General features: G+C 54.1%; 19 protein-coding genes. 14 read left to right on the top strand and 5 right to left on the bottom strand.

All coding sequences use genetic code 11. The annotated features are described in order from the left end of the window. Positions 1 to 140 precede the first annotated feature (140 nt). The 3 genes from GGE09_RS21110 to repC all read left to right on the top strand — a co-directional run bounded on the left by GGE09_RS21110 (position 141) and on the right by repC (position 3,295). Complete coding sequence (locus GGE09_RS21110) at positions 141 to 350, top strand: helix-turn-helix domain-containing protein (RefSeq protein WP_188678749.1); 210 nt, start codon at positions 141 to 143, stop codon at positions 348 to 350. 363 nt (positions 351 to 713) lie between these two features. Next, positions 714 to 1,481 carry a hypothetical protein gene (locus GGE09_RS21105; RefSeq protein WP_229678641.1) on the top strand — a complete coding sequence of 256 codons (768 nt, stop codon included), beginning with the start codon at positions 714 to 716 and terminating at the stop codon, positions 1,479 to 1,481. A gap of 611 nt (positions 1,482 to 2,092) precedes the next feature. Beyond that, positions 2,093 to 3,295 carry a replication initiation protein RepC gene (gene repC, locus GGE09_RS21100; protein ID WP_188678750.1) on the top strand — a complete coding sequence of 401 codons (1,203 nt, stop codon included), beginning with the start codon at positions 2,093 to 2,095 and terminating at the stop codon, positions 3,293 to 3,295. Between the two features lie 65 nt (positions 3,296 to 3,360). On the opposite strand, the gene GGE09_RS21095 is transcribed toward repC, so the two are convergent. Beyond that, a complete protein-coding gene (locus GGE09_RS21095; RefSeq protein ID WP_188678751.1) occupies positions 3,361 to 4,071 on the bottom strand; it encodes an SOS response-associated peptidase in 711 nt (236 codons plus the stop codon). A 9-nt stretch (positions 4,072 to 4,080) separates the two neighbouring features. Continuing rightward, positions 4,081 to 4,386 (bottom strand): hypothetical protein, encoded by a 306-nt coding sequence (locus GGE09_RS21090; RefSeq protein ID WP_309748126.1) that lies wholly within the window; start codon positions 4,384 to 4,386, stop codon positions 4,081 to 4,083. Here GGE09_RS21090 and GGE09_RS21085 point away from each other — a divergent pair. Further along, the gene (locus GGE09_RS21085) at positions 4,366 to 5,637 is read left to right on the top strand and encodes a UMUC-like DNA-repair protein (protein ID WP_309748125.1); all 1,272 of its coding nucleotides are present in this window, start codon (positions 4,366 to 4,368) and stop codon (positions 5,635 to 5,637) included. The two genes, GGE09_RS21090 and GGE09_RS21085, sit on opposite strands and share 21 nt — an antisense overlap. Positions 5,638 to 5,710: 73 nt before the next feature. Here GGE09_RS21085 and GGE09_RS21080 read toward each other — a convergent pair whose 3' ends face one another. Then, entirely contained in the window at positions 5,711 to 6,766 is a 1,056-nt protein-coding gene (locus tag GGE09_RS21080; RefSeq protein WP_188678753.1) for a replication initiator protein A, read from the bottom strand. A 529-nt stretch (positions 6,767 to 7,295) separates the two neighbouring features. On the opposite strand from GGE09_RS21080, the gene GGE09_RS21075 reads away from it, so the two are divergent. From GGE09_RS21075 to GGE09_RS21035, 9 genes are all read left to right on the top strand, one after another. Then, positions 7,296 to 7,610 carry a DUF1778 domain-containing protein gene (locus GGE09_RS21075; protein WP_188678754.1) on the top strand — a complete coding sequence of 105 codons (315 nt, stop codon included), beginning with the start codon at positions 7,296 to 7,298 and terminating at the stop codon, positions 7,608 to 7,610. Then, the gene (locus tag GGE09_RS21070) at positions 7,600 to 8,148 is read left to right on the top strand and encodes a GNAT family N-acetyltransferase (protein WP_188678756.1); all 549 of its coding nucleotides are present in this window, start codon (positions 7,600 to 7,602) and stop codon (positions 8,146 to 8,148) included. The genes GGE09_RS21075 and GGE09_RS21070 overlap by 11 nt, the downstream gene beginning before the upstream one ends. A gap of 100 nt (positions 8,149 to 8,248) precedes the next feature. After that, positions 8,249 to 9,145: a hypothetical protein gene (locus GGE09_RS21065; RefSeq protein WP_188678758.1), complete on the top strand. Its 897-nt coding sequence runs from the start codon at positions 8,249 to 8,251 to the stop codon at positions 9,143 to 9,145. 550 nt (positions 9,146 to 9,695) lie between these two features. Beyond that, complete coding sequence (locus GGE09_RS21060) at positions 9,696 to 10,064, top strand: phosphoglycerate kinase (RefSeq protein WP_188678759.1); 369 nt, start codon at positions 9,696 to 9,698, stop codon at positions 10,062 to 10,064. A 5-nt stretch (positions 10,065 to 10,069) separates the two neighbouring features. Further along, positions 10,070 to 10,444, top strand: a complete 375-nt coding sequence (locus GGE09_RS21055) for a DUF3768 domain-containing protein (protein ID WP_309748124.1) — start codon at positions 10,070 to 10,072, stop codon at positions 10,442 to 10,444. Between the two features lie 249 nt (positions 10,445 to 10,693). Then, positions 10,694 to 12,505, top strand: a complete 1,812-nt coding sequence (locus tag GGE09_RS21050; RefSeq protein WP_188678584.1) for a ParB N-terminal domain-containing protein — start codon at positions 10,694 to 10,696, stop codon at positions 12,503 to 12,505. A gap of 137 nt (positions 12,506 to 12,642) precedes the next feature. Then, positions 12,643 to 12,882 carry a FitA-like ribbon-helix-helix domain-containing protein gene (locus tag GGE09_RS21045; protein WP_188678586.1) on the top strand — a complete coding sequence of 80 codons (240 nt, stop codon included), beginning with the start codon at positions 12,643 to 12,645 and terminating at the stop codon, positions 12,880 to 12,882. Continuing rightward, on the top strand, positions 12,879 to 13,331 hold the full coding sequence (locus GGE09_RS21040) for a type II toxin-antitoxin system VapC family toxin (protein ID WP_188678588.1): 453 nt from the start codon (positions 12,879 to 12,881) through the stop codon (positions 13,329 to 13,331). The genes GGE09_RS21045 and GGE09_RS21040 overlap by 4 nt, the downstream gene beginning before the upstream one ends. Then, a complete protein-coding gene (locus GGE09_RS21035; RefSeq protein ID WP_188678591.1) occupies positions 13,331 to 14,263 on the top strand; it encodes a hypothetical protein in 933 nt (310 codons plus the stop codon). Before GGE09_RS21040 ends, GGE09_RS21035 begins: the two co-directional genes overlap by 1 nt. A gap of 197 nt (positions 14,264 to 14,460) precedes the next feature. On the opposite strand, the gene GGE09_RS21030 is transcribed toward GGE09_RS21035, so the two are convergent. Continuing rightward, positions 14,461 to 14,910 (bottom strand): thermonuclease family protein, encoded by a 450-nt coding sequence (locus GGE09_RS21030; RefSeq protein ID WP_188678592.1) that lies wholly within the window; start codon positions 14,908 to 14,910, stop codon positions 14,461 to 14,463. A gap of 468 nt (positions 14,911 to 15,378) precedes the next feature. On the opposite strand from GGE09_RS21030, the gene GGE09_RS21025 reads away from it, so the two are divergent. Further along, positions 15,379 to 15,726, top strand: coding sequence for a single-stranded DNA-binding protein (locus GGE09_RS21025; protein ID WP_188678593.1), 348 nt, complete (start codon positions 15,379 to 15,381; stop codon positions 15,724 to 15,726). A gap of 225 nt (positions 15,727 to 15,951) precedes the next feature. Here GGE09_RS21025 and GGE09_RS21020 read toward each other — a convergent pair whose 3' ends face one another. Then, complete coding sequence (locus tag GGE09_RS21020) at positions 15,952 to 16,572, bottom strand: hypothetical protein (RefSeq protein WP_188678594.1); 621 nt, start codon at positions 16,570 to 16,572, stop codon at positions 15,952 to 15,954. Positions 16,573 to 17,077 lie beyond the last annotated feature (505 nt).

Raw genomic sequence — 17,077 nt, 5'->3', positions numbered from 1 at the left:
ATGCTCGAGGCCCTCGCCACGGCGAAACTTTCTTGGTGCTATTTCAAAATGGGGAAATTGTATCACGGCCTGCACGCAAAACTTCGAAAGTGATATGTATCGCGTGGTGAAATACATAGCCTTATGGCGCTCTGCGTCTTATGACTTCACGCGACCGCCTTGCTCACAACATTCTAGACCGACGCCATGCAATGGGCATCAGTCAGGAAGAACTTGCTCACCGGGCGGGAATAAGTCGGGGGTACATGGGCCGCGTCGAGAACTCAAAGTTTTCCGCGACGCTCGACTTGCTAGATAAGATAGCACGCGCTTTGGAAATCGACCCAATGCTGTTGTTAGAAAAACGCTGACGAGGATGCTAGCTGACCCTCAAACTACACCTGTGCTATTCTTTGCCCCCACACACGACGCCAAAATCGGTGTTTTTCAGCTTGTTCCGCACTGTCTCCCACCCTGGGCTTTTGCGGATATCGAAACCGTTCTCCGGAAGCAACAAACCGTGTGGGGCCGACTTCTTTGAACGGATCGTGGACCGTTTTTCTGGGGCCTGCATCTACCATTGGGTTTGGTAATCGGGCGCAATTTTGGTGTTTTCTCCAGTTGAAGGCAAATCTCAGAAAGAGATTGAAAACATCTGGTCTTTGGGCCATTAAACGATATTATAACATCGTGGACGACTTATAACCGAATAATCTTCTGTGGAGGAGACATCCATGCTGAAAATTTTCCGCACAAGCGCACTGGTATTGGTAACTGCATGCGCTAGTTTTTCTGTGGCCCCCGATCGCGCCCAGGCTCAGTCATATCAGATTGATTGTGCGATCCTGCTTTGTCTATCTGGCGGCTGGCCCGCATCGGTTCCTTGCGCTCGCGCCCGCGCCGAATTTATCCGCCGTATCACGCCTTGGCCTGTTGAACCGCCCCTGCAAATCTGGCGTTGTCCAATGGGCGCGGCATTCGACGTTGATCCATCAACTCAGAACGCCGAGCGCATTTACGAAATCCTGATGAATGACAGCACCCCATTACAGTCATTTCCAACTGCAGCACTCACGGACTATCAGGTGGAATTGCAGCCTGCCGTTCTTCGCAGGAGCGGCGGACCCGCAGTACGCTTGCCCGAAAACTTCATGGTGCAGCTTGTTCAAGACTATCGCAGCAGCAACCAAACTGCGGACATCGACATAAGCGGCGGAGAATTCAATTTCGTCCGCTCGATCCGTGTGTTCAATGTGCAGTATGCATCACAGCGTCGTGCCGGTCGTGATGACGAATGCAGGCGCGGTGCCAACGTCACCAAAGGGCTGTATGGCAGGCAAGGCGACTTCGCGTGGCACGGTTCGTCTGTCTCGGAGCTTCCAGCCGCTCATACCGGCATGGAAGGCTACGGCAGCGATTGCCCTAACATTAGTCACAGATCTGTCTTCGTCGATTGGCGTGACTATCAGGGCAACTATGGCTTTGAGCAGGTCAACTACTAAGCCTTGTGCTGTTTCGGCGTGACGATACTATAATTGTGACAGGTATCTAAATATTGTATGCCTGTTGCCAATCAGAAGAATCGACAATCGATTCTCAGACAGGCAAAAAAGGAGCAGTAACCCCCCCAAAAGCAAACCCCCGCAAGGCATCAACCTAACGGGGGGTTTTTGATAAAGCCTAGGGACGGCAATCCCGAATAAGCTCCTGAAGTTAGCTCTGATTTTATCATCAACAAAACATCGTCGGCAAGCAAAAACGCATTTGTGCGATTGTTCAAATTGCGGCTTGGCCTAACTCTTGGAAAAGCCACAAGAATTAGCCCCAGACGCAAGACCTAGCACCACTCAGACCACTATATACGAGGCCTTGTGTGCTAGGTTCGACAGGATGAAAGGAGGAAATGAACTCTAGAAAATAGAAACCCCCGCAAGGCGGAAACCTAACGGGGGGGTTCTGAAACCAAAGAACGCCAATTCTTCAGTAGATCATCAAAGCTGTTGATCTCGGTTTTACCACCCCCTCTTCGAGCTGGCAACAAAAAACGCATTTGTGCGAATGATAAAGATTTGCCCGCCGCCGCCTTGCTTCACGAACGAGCAAGGACAGAACAATGACTGACAGGACTTTCCCGACACTACCTCAAGGGCATCAACGATTTTCCGTTGAGCAGCTTCTTATAGAACTGGCCCCTGCCCTCGGGCTGCGCGGAGGTCGCCTGCACGCACTGCTTTACATGATGAAGCAGACCGCTCCGGGTGACTGGACAAGGCCAGATCGCGAGCCGGTGTATTTTGCACCCCAGGACCAAACCGCCGAAGCCCTCAACAAGACTCGTCGCGCCCTCTACGACGACGAGGCCGCTCTTGAAGCCGCGGGCCTGATCGAGAAACGCGTGAAGGGCAACGGATCCCGTTCACCGTTTGGCGGTTGCGGCATCGTTTTTTCCAGATTGATAGCCTTGGTTCCCGATCTTATGCACCTAAAAGAGCAGGTGGCGGCTGAGAGACTGCGCCGGAAAGAGCTGCGCAACCGTCGCAGCACATACGTTCGCCACATTAAACGCCACCTGAGAGACGCCACAGATTCCTCCCTGGCCCATCCCCGCCTCTTGAGCATCATTGAGGTGTTCGACGCTTGGCCCGAGGCCTCCCGTCTCGCGAACATGCAGATTGGGGCGCTTGAGCACCACATTTCAGAGGCGCAGGCCCTGTGCACAACCTTGGATGATTTCTTTGAAACACGTCGAGATTCTACCGCTAAAGCGGCAGAAAACTTCCCGTGCTTTATACAAGAGAACAACCAAGATAACTTATCTGTAATCTGTAACGCCAACGTAGATAAAGGGAGCACGGGCAAGCCCGCGCACACTGAACTTATTTGTTCGGAGCCTATTGGCCCCGAAGGTTGCTTAGAAAATAAGTGTGGGGCTGAGAGTGCAGCGCGCAATACCCAATTTATCACCCAGTTGACCCCAGAGCGCATTTTCAAGCTCGCCAGTAGCGACATGCAGGCTTACATTCTGGCCTGTCAGGGTGAAATCCCCACCCTTCGTGAACTTCACATCATCGACGCAGCGACCCGGATCATTCATCCGCTCGGCATCAATCACGACGCCTGGATCAAGGCCGTCAACCTCATGGGCGATGTGGGGGCAGCCCTTTGCGTCTTGCTGATCGATGCCAACAGAAGTCACCCAACAACGCCGGTTCGCAATCCGGGCGGGGCGCTGCGTGCCATGACCGCCCGCCACAAATCCGGCAAGCTGAACCTGGTCGGAAGCCTCATTGGGCTTGCGCGGCGGCGTGGTCTGTAATGCGCTTGTCCGGACAGAATATCTCGCGCAGTGCTGTTTCAACCAGCCCCTGCAAACCGCCCGATTTAGGGGGTTTGCCCCCCAAATTCGGTCGGCAGATCGCGTTTCTCGTTGATCCCGTGCCTGACGATACGCATCTGTGTCGACGAGAACGGTCTGAGAAGCGCCCGTGCTTGCTCTGGCGAGCCTGTCAGCCAAATTTTGTAGTCCGCAGGGTCGAGGACCACCGGCATCCGTCCTTTCGCATGGATAGGCCGTACCAAATCATTCGCCGCTGTTGTCACCATCGTATGCCGCAGGCCTGTTTCGCCCTCCCCGCGCAATTCTTCACGCTCGATGCGCCAAAGTCCGGCTATCGCAAAGATTGGTCGCGCATCCGCGTTATCCGCCGCCATGCCGAACCAGAAATCCTCAGCAGGCTTTTTCCCTTTCGTCTCGTTGAAGCTCGTTGCTGGAACCAAACAACGGCGGTGCAAAAAGCTGTCTTTCCACAGTCCCGTCGCCTTCCCGAAAATGCTGTCGTCTCTCGCATTATTCCAAGCGCGAGGCTTGATCGGAGATCCATCACGTTTGGAAAAATTTGGGGTCAAAAATCCCCAATTCATTTCCACCAGCTCGCGCCCAACGTTCTCCACCTGCCGCACGACCGGCGCCGGATAGTTCGGGTGGATACTTGGCCGGGACGGCGCATTCCCGAGGTGGTCCTGTTCGGATTCAATCTGAAAAAGTCGGCGCATGGCCTCAGCGGTCGCAATATTGGCATACAAATTGCACATCGGTCTGTCCTATAGTCCGGCCCACCTCCGGATCATCTTCGCCACGCGCGTTGCTTCAGATTTGCGGAGGGTCTGGTTTTCGATCCGAAGGGCTTTGAAAAATGCGCCGCAGAGCATCGGCCCCTTTTCTATGTTCTGACGAACATAGAGCAAGGCCGCCAAAAGTTCTTCACTTTCTACATCCCTGACTGCGCATTCAGCAGCGGCCGTCTCGACCAGGCCAAGCACTCGGCGCAACTCATCCACGATCAGAATTTCCTCTGACCAGTCGCCACCAAAGGCGACATTTCGAAGATGATCCTTGCGTTCCGCCATGAGAACAAAATAAGAACATTTGTCCTCTTCTTACAATCGGGAAATCCCTACATGACGCTGATGCGCTCATTATACATTGATATGAATAGCTTTTTTGCGAGCGTAGAGCAGCAGGAAGATCCGGCGCTGCGCGGAAAGCCTGTCGGTATCACCGCAATCAGCGCCGAATCCGGGGCCTGCGTTGCCGCCTCTTATGAGGCGAAATCGTTTGGCGTCAAAACCGGAACGCGCGTGTTTGAGGCCCGCCGCATGTGTCCAGACATCGTTTTCCGCTCAAGCCGCCATCGCCTCTATGTCCGCGTGAACCAGAAAATCGCCGCCGTGGTGGACGAACTGGCTGAACTCGAAGCCATCCGCTCTGTCGATGAGTTTCAGGTTGCCCTGGGTGGGCAAACGGCAGAGCTGGCCGCTGCGCTGGACCTCGGCCGACAAATCAAGGCCGCCATCCGCAGTCGCGTCGGATCCGAACTGCGATGCTCCATCGGCATTGGACCAAACCATCTTCTCGCAAAGATCGCTGGCAAGCTTGAAAAACCCGACGGCCTGCAATGGCTTTCACCCGACAACATGCCTGACCGTATCGCACACCTGAAGCTTGACGATCTGCCGGGTATTTCTCACGGCATCAAAGCCCGGCTTTCTCGCGCAGCGATCTGGGGTATTCCTGAGCTCTATGCGCTCGACCCGCGCCACGCCCGCTTGATTTGGGGATCCGTTGAAGGCGAACGGTTCGTCCGGGCCTTGCAAGGCATGGATATTCCTTTGTTGCCGACCGTGCGGAACGGATACGGCAATTCGAAGGTTCTCGCGCCCCACTATCGTCCGCCCCACGCGGCAATGCTCGTGGGGCGTTGGTTGATTGAAAAAGCTGTAGCACGGATGAGACGGGACGGGTTTTGTGCGCGGCGATTGTCCCTATTCATTCGCTGTTCTGATGACCGGGGATGGTCGCGCAAACAGTCGTGCAATGCGAGTCAGGACACGCGCCTGTTTTTGTCGATATTCCAAACTTTGTGGAACGGTTTGCCGCTTAGGTCGGGCGTTGTCATTCTTTCTGTTGGCGTCCATTTGGGCGACGTCATTGCACTTGCAGACCGTTCCGGGGAGTTGTTTTTGCCTATGGAGCCAGGTCGGAAGAATCGTGACGAGAAATTGGCCCAAGCTGTCGATCGTTTGAACCGTCGATATGGTCAGCGCGTCGTGACATTTGGGCTTCAACAAGATCATCCGGGGTTTTTCGAAAAGGGATAATTTCCGGCGTTTTTGTTGGTTGCCCTTGGTCGTTAGGTTTTCGCAAGCTGCGTCAGAGGACCCCACCTGACGGCTATGGTTTGCCGCGCTTTTCGAACCAACTTTGACAGAACTTCACAAAGTGCTTTGCCGGGTGTTTGGGTTCGATCTCTTCCTTGCCGCACCAGGCACGCCACTCGCGCTCGATCATGCGCACATCCCAACCAGGGGCGGCCGTTCGAGCATCGTGGTAGGCTTCAGGGTCTAGCCTGCCCTCGAATACCTCCACCATCGGGACCGGGACGGTCCCTTTGCTTCGAAACACAACGATGTTGCCCTCAAGCGAGGGGATATAATCTGGAAAATGGCCATGTTCTGCGCTGTCGGAGATGATGTTGGTCACCAAACGCTTGAACTCTTTTGCTGAAGAATGTGAACCGCATTTGAGATGCAGTTTTTCTAACCCGATGCGCCATTCAGCTGATTTTCCGCAATGTTTGCGCGCAATTTCATACATGCGCCGCTCTAAAGGCTTTTTCAGTCTGAAATAGTCCCGGCTGATCGTCAAAACTTCCTTGGCCTGGATGGCGTTAAAAACCCAATCCGACAATGTGACCTGCACATCCTGAAGAGCGCCATCACTATTGCGACGGATAGTTTTGGCGCTATCGACCAATCCAAACACTTGCCACTGCCGCTCAGAGCCCGTGACGATATTGGTCTTGATCGATGTGCCACGCAGCCGCTCAAGAGCATCTTCTGCGCGTATATACGCACTGCCCCCTACCGGCTTGCCCGTGGCCACGAGGTAGTCGATGATTTTGAAGCTGACTGTCTTGGATACCTCCTTGCCGTCATTCAAAGCAGCGATCAGCTGAGAGATGCAGAAAATTAGGATATCGCGATCAAACACCGTCGCCATACCCTTGGCGGAGGGCGTGATTTCGATGAAGTTATCGTTGTTCTCATAGCGTCGCGTTTGATGGTCTGGCTTCTTTGAGATGGAGAACACAGGGTGCTCCATTCCAGCCATGTCGCTCTTAGGAGCTGCATCAAAGATGTCGCAGATGAACAGATCCGGCTGCTGAAACCGGTCTGGTAGCAGCGGATTGGCTAGACGCTTCGTTGGCTTATCACCCACCGCTCTCATTTGATTGTCCTATCACCCACCGATTCGCACCCTCATTGGCTTATCACACACTATTGGCTTATCACACACCGCGTCAATCCCTTGGCTTATCGCCCACCAAGAGTCAATTTTTATTGGCTTATCGCCCACCAAGCCAACGCTCAGTCATCGGTGTAATAAGGCATTACATCATTGGCCTGTGACACACCGAATCTTGGCTTATCACCCACCACTTGTTGGCCTATCACCCACTAAAGTTTTTGTAAGCCATTGTTTTTAAATAATGAATGTGAGTTTTTAGATTCGTAACCCATATAAATAACCCATATATAACACCAACCCTTCATGGACTGAGTGATCCAAACCAGTGTACTGCTGGTTGCCAACGATGAATTGCTTAGAAAGCTGTGGTGATGAAGCATTTAGTTTGGACACAGCGTACGGTAATTTGCCGTACACTTGACACGTACGCCTATTTGCCGTACGTAGGATCCAACGAGAGGCCTTAAGATGTCCTTTCCCGTGAACCGTTTGCTGAAAGGAGACTATAATGTTGGCGTTTCAAGACACGACAAGTGCTGTCAACGAGCCCAAGAGCGCTCGTCTGGAATCACGCACGCAACCCAGTGTAAAAGCTGACATTCTCCGAGCCGCGACCCTAAATGGCGTGGACATCAGTGCTTTTGTGGTCAGTGCAGCCTATAGTGCGGCACGATCTACCATTGAGGCCCATGCGATCACCGTGGTAGAGAGCGAGGCGGACAGAAACGCATTCTTTGATGCTCTGGAAAACCCACCCAAACCAACCAAGCGACTGGCGAATGCTTTCGCATTGCGAAAGAAACTGATTGCGAATGCCGACTGACCCAGCAGACCAACCTCCATTTGAAATCCAGCCGTTCGATCACAAAGTTCATGATCGAGCGGCTTTTTCTTGTGGCGTCCCACAAATTGACAACTATCTCAAGCTGACCGCCAAAAAAGGCAGCAAGGCAGATGTTGTCAGGGTCTGGGTTGTCATAGACGCCAAAAGCCAGATTGTCGGCTTCTACGGCATCAATATGCATTCCGTTGATGTCAAAGACATGCCCCCCGCCTACGCAAAACGGGCGATGAACCACGGCATGCTACCGGCCGCCTTCATCGCAATGATCGGTGTTGACGCAAACCAGCAGGGCAACGGCATCGGCAGTGCTCTTGTGGCAGACGCTTTGAGCCGGATCGCACGGGCATCAGACGATATCGGCACCTGTGTCGTTATGCTTGACGTTTTTGATGATGGAGAGGCCGCAGCAGTCGCCCGGCGCAAATCATACTACGAAGACTTTGGCTTTATTCCGCTGCCGGACCAACCCCTGCGTCTCTTCATGCCAATTGCGACCATACGCGCGTTGTCGGGCTGAGCGATGAATGATCTGCGCCACATGGACCAAATGACGCTCAGCGACACCAAGCTGTACCACCTAATTGATATAGGACCGGACGAACTGCTCAGGGGTCGCAATGCCTGATATTCAAAACGCGCGACACATCGGCATGCGCCGCGCAGCGGCCCTCGCGAACTTATCGCTTGATCAGCAACTGGACCTGATCTGCGAGGGCCTCCCTGCCCTCATGGGCAGTGTTCAAAGCCTGTTAGATGCGGCAAAAGAACTCTCGGATCATCCGCGCAGTGCGGCAATCCTGAGCCGGAATGCTTCAGAAGAAATCGCCAAAATACTCATTTTGGTCGATTTGGTCAGATGTCCCAATCGTTTGCGTGCTTCAAAGACGAGCGCGATGATCAAGTGGTTTTACAACCATCTGGCGCGCTTGATCTATGTTGAGGCCCAAAGCTGGAAGCCAATGAGCGTTCAACAACTCCAGGACTACATCGATACGCGCCGCCCCTCCCACTATCTGGAAGGTGCGATTGGTGAGTACATTCTGCCAAACCACGAGGTATTTCAGCGAGAAAGCGACATGTACGCCGATATCATATGTCATGACGACGGCACCTTGCATTGGCATGACCCAAACGAGATGCATCGCAATTCTGACCTACCCTTCGACTTTCTTGGCGAATGCAGCGCGCCACGGCCTTGGCAAGTCTGTGTAGCCTTGCGTGATTTTGGCCTTTTTACGCGCGAAGGCCTGGGCATCATGTCGGATGCGTGGAGTAAGACAGATTTCCGCGAGGAAGAAACCTGGCATGATGCGAAGGCTAGAGTTGAAGAAATGTTGGTTGCTTGCGAGAAAGCCGGGGTGATCGCAAAGCACGCCCAACAGGATCAAGTCAGTTGTTTGTATAACAGCTGGCAGATGCCGATGTATCATCTGGAATTCTCTCAGATAAATGTTTCCTTGGACGAACTAAGAGCTCAACAAGAGCGCAACCTTGCGATGGAAATGGGGTATTGAAGGCTCCTTTTTGATAAACTGCCTTTGAAGACTACGGTTTACGTGGCCCCTGCCCCGCCCGATGGCCGGGTCACCGCGCGTCTCAGGTTCCAGCCGGCAGAGCGGCTTGCACCCAGAACATCCCCCACCAATTCACGCTGATCCAATCGTCAGGCCTGCGTCTCGTCACCGAGCCGCAGGCTTCCCTTGTTTCATGCATGTCTTGGTATGGGCTGATCTGCCCTGCGGGTCACGATCGCTGGTGCATCGGATCTCGCCCGATCCTGATTTCATGGTCCTTTCGGGGTTCGCGCAAGCGCGATACGCCGCTCCAGGACGATTGCTTTAGAACCCGCTGGGTTCTCGCGCACGCAACCCCAAAAGAGCAAAACCGTGTCCTCGGCTGGCGCCTGCGGGCCGCACCACTTTTGCGCTTTTCGGGTATGCATTTGCTCACTCCGGCACTTCGCCAGTGGGTCAGGTTTTAGAGACGACGCCCTAAAGGGCTTTTTCTCAAAACCAGACGACCAAAGGGGCAAAGACCCCATCCACACCACAAAGGAGTAAGCCCATGGGCCTCGATCAATACGCATATATCAAACACGACGATGGCGCTGACGACGACCGCGCCGCCGATTTCGTATGGCGCAAACATTCCAAGCTGCAAGCTTGGGCAGAGACGCTCTTTACCGCCAAAACTGGTCAATCAGCCGACAAGCTGAACTGCGCAGAACTGGTGCTAGAGGCAGCAGACATCGACACCTTAGAGGCACTTGTCAAACAAAAGGCCCTTCCAAAATCCGATGGCGGGTTCTTCTTTGGGCATCAATTTCAAGATGAAGCCGCTGACGAAAACGCAGCCCAAGACCTCGCATTCTGCGCATGGGCGAAAGATGTAATCACCAACGGTCAAACCGTTGTTTATTCGTGCTGGTGGTGAGCGTCATGACCGAGCAACAAACATTCAGCGCGACGGCCCTAGCAATCGCCGAGCAAAACGACCGATTTCGCACCACTTGGGGCGCAGATTTCAGCGTTCCCGGCCAGATCGTGATGACGCGCGGCGTGGCAGACCTGTCACCAGCAGCCAAAGCCATCATCATGCAGCGGGTTCAGACGTTCTCGGTCTTTAACGAGGATAACGACCCCTACGGCGATCACACCTTTGGGGCCTTCGAGTTCGAAATTGCTGGCAATACCTACAGCATTTTCTGGAAAATCGACCTCTACGATAGGGACTACTGCATGGGCAGCGACGACCCCGCCAACGTAGCTGTGACGCGGCGGGTTCTGACCGTCCTACATGCATCCGAATACTAAGTGAGATCGCCCTTCGGGGCGGTTCCAAAAGGCGCAACCCGCGCCGGAAAGGAGGTGAACATATGCCAAAGCAACGATTGCATGAACTGCGCCAAGAAGCCGTTCAACTTATCAAAAAGGGAGGTCTCTCCGCCAAGATCGGCCTCGCCTTTTTGAAAACCAACGTTGGGGCCTAAGCCCCCTCGCCTCACCCCTCACGGGGTGGGGCATCCCTACCAATCTCATCAAAGAAAATCAAGGAATGAACCTATGAATGACCAATCTCAAATCACCGCAACACTTCAAGAAATCCCTTTTGCCGACCTGCATATCTCTGATCTGAACCCGCGCAGTGTCGTCAATGAGGCCAGTATTCTCTCCTTGGCGGAAAACATTAGCGCCTACGGACTGATCCAGAACATCGCAGGATTTGCCGAAAAAGGTGGTATCGGCGTTGTTGTCGGTGGACGCCGCTACCGCGCCTTGGCCCTATTGCAGGACGATCCCCGCTTTCAGACCATCACCGTCAAAATGGCACCCGATCAGGAAACGGCACAGTTTTGGGCCACCAGCGAAAACGCACAGCGCGAAGCTTTGCACCCCGCCGATGAAATCCGCGACTTTGGTGCAATGGAAAAGCGCGGGGCGACCGTGGCTGATATCGCAATGGCATATGGAGCCACCGAGGCGCATGTTTACCGCCGCCTTGCCTTGGCCAATCTACCCGATCCCGTCATTGATGCCCTGCGCAACGGCGAAATCAGCCTGTCAAACGCCGCCGCCTTCACAATCAGCGACGATGGAAAGCTCTCTTTGGAGGTGCTCGAACAGGTCCGAAGCCAAGGTGAAAGCGATCACCGCATCAAAAAGATGCTCAAGCCTGACGCCGTGAAAGACAGTGACCGCCGCGCCGTGTTTGTTGGACTTGATGCCTACAAAGAGGCAGGGGGCCGCACGGGTAGCGATCTATTTGCCGAAGAAACGCTTATCGATGACCCTGCAATTTTGGACGAATTGTTCGGTAAAAAATTGGAAGCAGCTGCGGCGACATTGCAGGGCGAGGGCTGGAAATGGGCTGAGTCCATCGGTGACAGCTACATCGGCTGGTATCAGATCGATGAGATGAAACTGTCCCGCATCTACGCCGAAGGAGGCACTCTAACCGATGAGCAGAGCGAAGAATATGAGGCTTTGGCGGAACTGGCCGAAGCTGACGATTTGAGCGATGAGGGCCACGTCAGGCTGCATGATCTGCAAACGGTCTTGGACGGGTCGTTTACCGACGCGCAAAAAGCCCATGCAGGTGTCTTGGTCTACATCGACAATCGTGGTGCATTGCAGGTTGAGGCAGGTCTGGTAAAGGGCGCAGACAAGAAAGCCGCAATTGAAGCGGGCATTCTGGCCAAGTCCAACCACGCAGGCAGCACTGGGACCAAATCCCCGATCTCGCAAAAACTGGCGGTTGATCTTGAACGCATTACAACAGGGGCACGTCAACATGCTGCCCTGCGCGATCCAGAATTGGTGCTGGCACTCTTTGCCTTCCAACTCTCTGGTAAATCTGGCTACTCACGCGTCTTTGGTTTGCGCAAAGACGAGGTGCCAAACGTCCCGACAACTGAAATGTCGGGCTATGGTTTGGACGAGCGGCTGACCAAGCCGACCCCCTGTGCCAAGTACGGCAGTGACATGGCTCGTGTGTTTCGCGCCTACAAGGCCAAGGGTCCAGAGTTCATCATGGAGGAAATCATCCGCCATCTTGCGTCTCTGCTGACGGTGGACGCCGATCTGGCCGAGGTGATCGACAAGGCGGTTGAAACCAATATTCGTGACAATTTCACCCCGAATGCCGAGAACTTCTTTGGCCGTGTCGGGGGGCCATACCTGACCCAGCAATGGCGCGACCTGTTGGACCTCAACGAGGATCATCCGACCGCCACGACATTCGCCAAACTCAAAAAGGGTGAGAAGGCCGAAAAGTTGGAAGCGCTCTTTGGAAATGGCGATGTGCGAGAGGCGTATGGACTGACAGAGGCGCAAGCCGACCGTATTGCTGAATGGTTGCCCGAAGGCATGGCCTAGACAACGTGGCAGGGCGTTTGCGAGCCCTGCCCTAAATATCCTTGTGGTGAGGATCAACTGGCTCCGCTACGGCGGGGTCCTTTTTGCTTGATATCACTTCTCGGGAATGATATCATCTGAGGGAAAGGAGACCTACAGTGTCCCAGATTTTAGTTCGCCAGTTGGCCCCCGAAGCACACCGCGCGTTGAAAGCCCGCGCACACAAGCTGCACCGCAGCGCGGAATCGGTTGCCCGCGAGATTCTCGAAAGTTCTCTGTTGCCAGATTCCGGTCTTGGCTTTGGCGACCGGATGGCTGCGTTTTGGAGTGATGCCGACCTTACCGGCATTGACCTTGAGCGAGACAAAACCCCCTACGAGCCGATTGACCTGAAATGATCGTTCTCGATACCAACGTTGTTTCAGAAGTCATGAAACCGGCACCCGACCCGTTGGTTTTGGGTTGGATCAATCGGCAGGCCGAGGACGCATTGTTTGTAACCACGGTTACGATTGCCGAAATCAGCGCGGGTATTCACAAGCTGGACACTGGCAAGCGTCGTGACGATTTGGACCGCCGCTTGCAGGACATGGCGCAGTTGTTCAAAGGGCGCACTTTGACCTTTGACCTGGGTGCCGCCATGCTTTTCGGACGTATCATCGGGGAAGCACGCCGCAACGGTCTGGCAATCGGCTTTCAAGACGGTCTGATCGCTGCCATCGCGTCTTGGCGAAAATGTGCAGTGGCGACCCGCGACGTTGCTCCGTTCGAGGCGGCGCAGCTAGACGTTATCAATCCATGGGAGGCAGACGATCCCATCCCTGAAAACCAAGAAGGTGACGATTGATGTCGCGTGTAGTGCTCGGCTCCGAGGCCACGGTCGAACTGATACGGTCTATGAGGGCAATAGGCCACTTACCGACACCGTCCTACGTCGCTGATCTTGCGCAAACAGTGGGCGACATGTGGCCAGACCTAGCGCAAGGAGCACACGGACGCTTTGAGTTTGAGGTTTTTTCGCCTCCCCTTTTCATTGGGTTTTCCCTGTCCGATACCGACTTTGAAAAAATCCGATCCGACGAACCTCTGGTCGATCAGCGCCGTCGCCGCAAAGCGATGCAAGCGGTGTTCTCGATGTTGGACCACGACGCCGACATGCCAACAATCGCAGACAAAGGGCGCATCAATGTGCGGCGGGCAACGCCTCGCGAGATCAACGCTGAGGGTTTGGATTTCTGGAACGATAACGTTACAGAAATCGAGGCAGGCCATTTGGTCCTGCACGAGCTAAAACCTAAGCTGCGCAACTACGTATTAGACCCTACTGAGCAAGTTGGATATCGCATCGCTTTCAATCGGATTACACCCTTCGCTCAAGGCGATATTCCGGTTCCTAATCTGGCGAACAAGAAGGTCATGGTGGTGAATTTTCACTTGTTGACGATAGACGGTGAGCCTGTTGCTGTTTCAGAGAACACAACCGCACGAACCTACTATCTGGATGCCAAGGGTCGCGCCGATCCCGACGATCATGCACAGATGTTCCAACGCACATTGAGCCGGGCTTTTTCCGGCAAGCATGTCAGCCGTGCGCTGGATAAAGCCGACAAGATCAAAAACGCTGACCTTTTGACTAGAAACAAGCCGTTTGATGCAAACGACTACCCCTTGTTCTTCGATGATGTTATTCGCTTTGAGGTTCTTGGTGAAAAGTCGGCGCGGTGCAAAGCCTCGTTGCCTCGTGTTCCCGCAGACTCTCGTATGGGACCATCGCGATAATGAATACTGTGCTACATCGGGTCTCTTTACACAGATACCAGCAGCGCGGCCTGCCCCGCTGGATGTGTCGGACCCTCGCTCTTGGCTTGATCAGCGCTTTTGGCAGGGCCACCACCTCAAAATAATTGCCCATTGTGGCAGGGCGTCACCCCACCACAATGGGCCTGCGCTATTCGCGCGGAACCGCTATCGCGGGATCAGCACCAGCTCTGACGTCGCCCGCCCTGATATGCCCAGGCCAGACCTTCGCCGGTCAAAATATCTGCGAGGTTTTTCCCGCCGATTGAAAACCGCGCCAACCCGCGGTCATATCTGTCCCGACCTGGTAAAATAACCAGATCGAGTAATTGGCCGGATGCAACTAGGTCGCGCACTCGCTTGGTCGCAGCATTGCCAAGCGCCAGCTCAAAGTCACATTTCGCGTGGTAGGTTTCTGGTGTGTCATAGCCCACTAAGCGGAAGCGTTGTCCTTCAATGTCCAAAGTGTCGCCATCTATGACGTAGATTGAGGCCGGTCGTACGGGTTCGGCTTTGCTTGCCACTGGCAACACTGATCTGTTCAACAGCACGACCGCCAAAACGCACCATGTGCCGCCTTGGCGGTTTTCGGTTGGGTTTCGCCGTTCAATATTGGTGGTGTCTGTCATACCTTGCTCGCAATCCCCCCGCCCCGCCGGTTTTCCTTCAGGGTCTTCGGCCACACACGCATGAGTTGTCAGCGCATGACCTTTCGCCTGTTTCGGTTCTACCGAAGATCCTCGGTCCCTTCTAGGGGTTGGGTCTCGCCTCGGCTGTCCTAGCGATTGCCGTAAGCGTTGCTGTCATTGCGCTCGCCACCAACTACTTTGGTTCTATCCGGCCCTCAAAAACTGAGCGGCCAGGTTCCCAAGTATCCCCTTGGACGTGTTTCTCAAACGGAACATTGCTCAGTCTTCTCTTAGCGACCGGAACGGGCTACCGCCCTCCCCTTCAAACAAAAAAACGGCTTCCAACCGATATAAAATATTGCTAACAATATTATAATATCGTTCGGACCCTCCGCTTTTTCGTTTGATCGCATCGAACACTGGCATGACCGTTTTTTATCGAAGCACTCTCACCAAGGAGACACCACAATGAGAACCTTTGCAGAATTTCAGATCATGGGCCGCGTCGGCAAAACCAAAGAAGTCGGCAGCACCCTTCGGGTCAGCATCGCCGCCGAGTATGGCCGCAAGGACAACCGGGGCGAGTTCCAGTCCAACCCCTTCTGGAACGAAGTGACAATCTTCAACGAGAACGTCATCAAGTGGGCGAAAGAAAACGTCAAGCCCGGCGACATTGTTCACGCGCGCGGGACCATCCGCCAGACCCAATGGGAAAACACAGATGGCGGGACCGAATACGGGATCACGATGGCAGCGGATGACTTCGACAACATCACCCAATCGGTGAAACGGTCGATGGAACGCAACCAAGACTAACGACCGACTAGGCGGGTCCCACGGCCCGCCTTACACTCCGGTTTCCGTGTCAGCCGAAATTCGACCTCACTAGAGTGGGCCCGATGCCGAAATACAAGAAAACCCCCGAACGGTTCAAACATTCAGACCTCAGAGGCCAAAGACCGCCTTGGCGTCTGCGAAGTCGGATAGGTCCATAACGCCCCTAGCTCCAGATTGACGGACGTCATCGATCGAAAAGGCAATCTAGGCGTATTCAACAATCGCTTGCTTCATTCGCGTACAGCTAACCTCGAAGAATTCCTCTAGTTCGGCAACAGTGGGTAGGCTCACTCTAACAGGTGCATTCCTGAATCGATCCTTTTCGCGGTCTTTGTCCCTCATGCTGCGAAGCTCGCTAAAATCGATGACAGCGCTGTTGTCGAGTGCGACGGTTTCTTCAAAATCCGCCCAGTCCACTATACATCTATGAGCGAGAACAAAGCCTCGTGGGTGTTTCAAAAAACCCGCCCAAGCGCGAATTAGCTTTTCAGATGCAGCCTCAGTGTCCGTCTCGTAAGGTATCAAATCCCGGACATACTCTCGTAGAACGTCGAGTCTAAGAAGCAACACCTCCGAAAGTTCCTCGCAAGCTACGGTCGATCTTGGCAATGACAACAATCGATCCACCGAATTCACTATCGCAGCAACATTACAAGCCTCTGCAACATGAGACACCGATGTTCCGTCCGCATAACGAATTTCTATCGCCCCTGGTGCGTTCATGCATTCGTGCAGATTGCAAATCAGCGGTTCGTTAGATGCTGGAGCCTTTAGTTTGGCTCTGAAACCCGCCTTGAGTGTTCTGAATTCATCCAGCGAATACATTTGATAACCCCGATGAGCAGGCTGTGCGCTTGTGGCTTTAGTCGTACTAACCCTTGTAGGTGAATTAAAGAAACTTCAAAAGCTGCCCCTCGCTACCTTGCAGAAGCTTGGTGTGTATGGGTTCTTTGCCGTATCCGGCGCGAGGGTCCGGGTTTTCATGTTGGGTCAGTTTGTGACGTGAAGGTCATAGTCGTCTGACGTTTCACATGGCCCCTGCCCCGGCCTTTTTGGCCGTGTCACCGCGCCCTAGTCTTCAGCCGGCAGACCGGCTTTCGCCCAGAACGACACGCCTCTGTGCGTGCTGATCCAATAGTCCTGGTCGCGTCTCTCCGAGCCGCGATCCGTCCTTTGTCTCATGCCCTGCCCAGAGTCACGCCGATCTGCCCATTCGGGTGACGGTCGCATGGGGCATCGGATCTCGGTCGATCCAAAATTTTTCTTGGTGACTTGGGGTTCGGGCGAGCCGAACGCCACAGCGTCACGTCGCTAAGGGGACTTCGCCCCC

Origin of the sequence: Roseobacter sp. N2S (assembly GCF_031454055.1) — a bacterium.
In the GTDB taxonomy this organism is placed as follows: Bacteria; Pseudomonadota; Alphaproteobacteria; order Rhodobacterales; family Rhodobacteraceae; genus Amylibacter.
The sequence above is the reverse complement of the archived record's forward strand: the minus strand, read 5'-3'. Positions and strand labels throughout refer to the sequence as shown.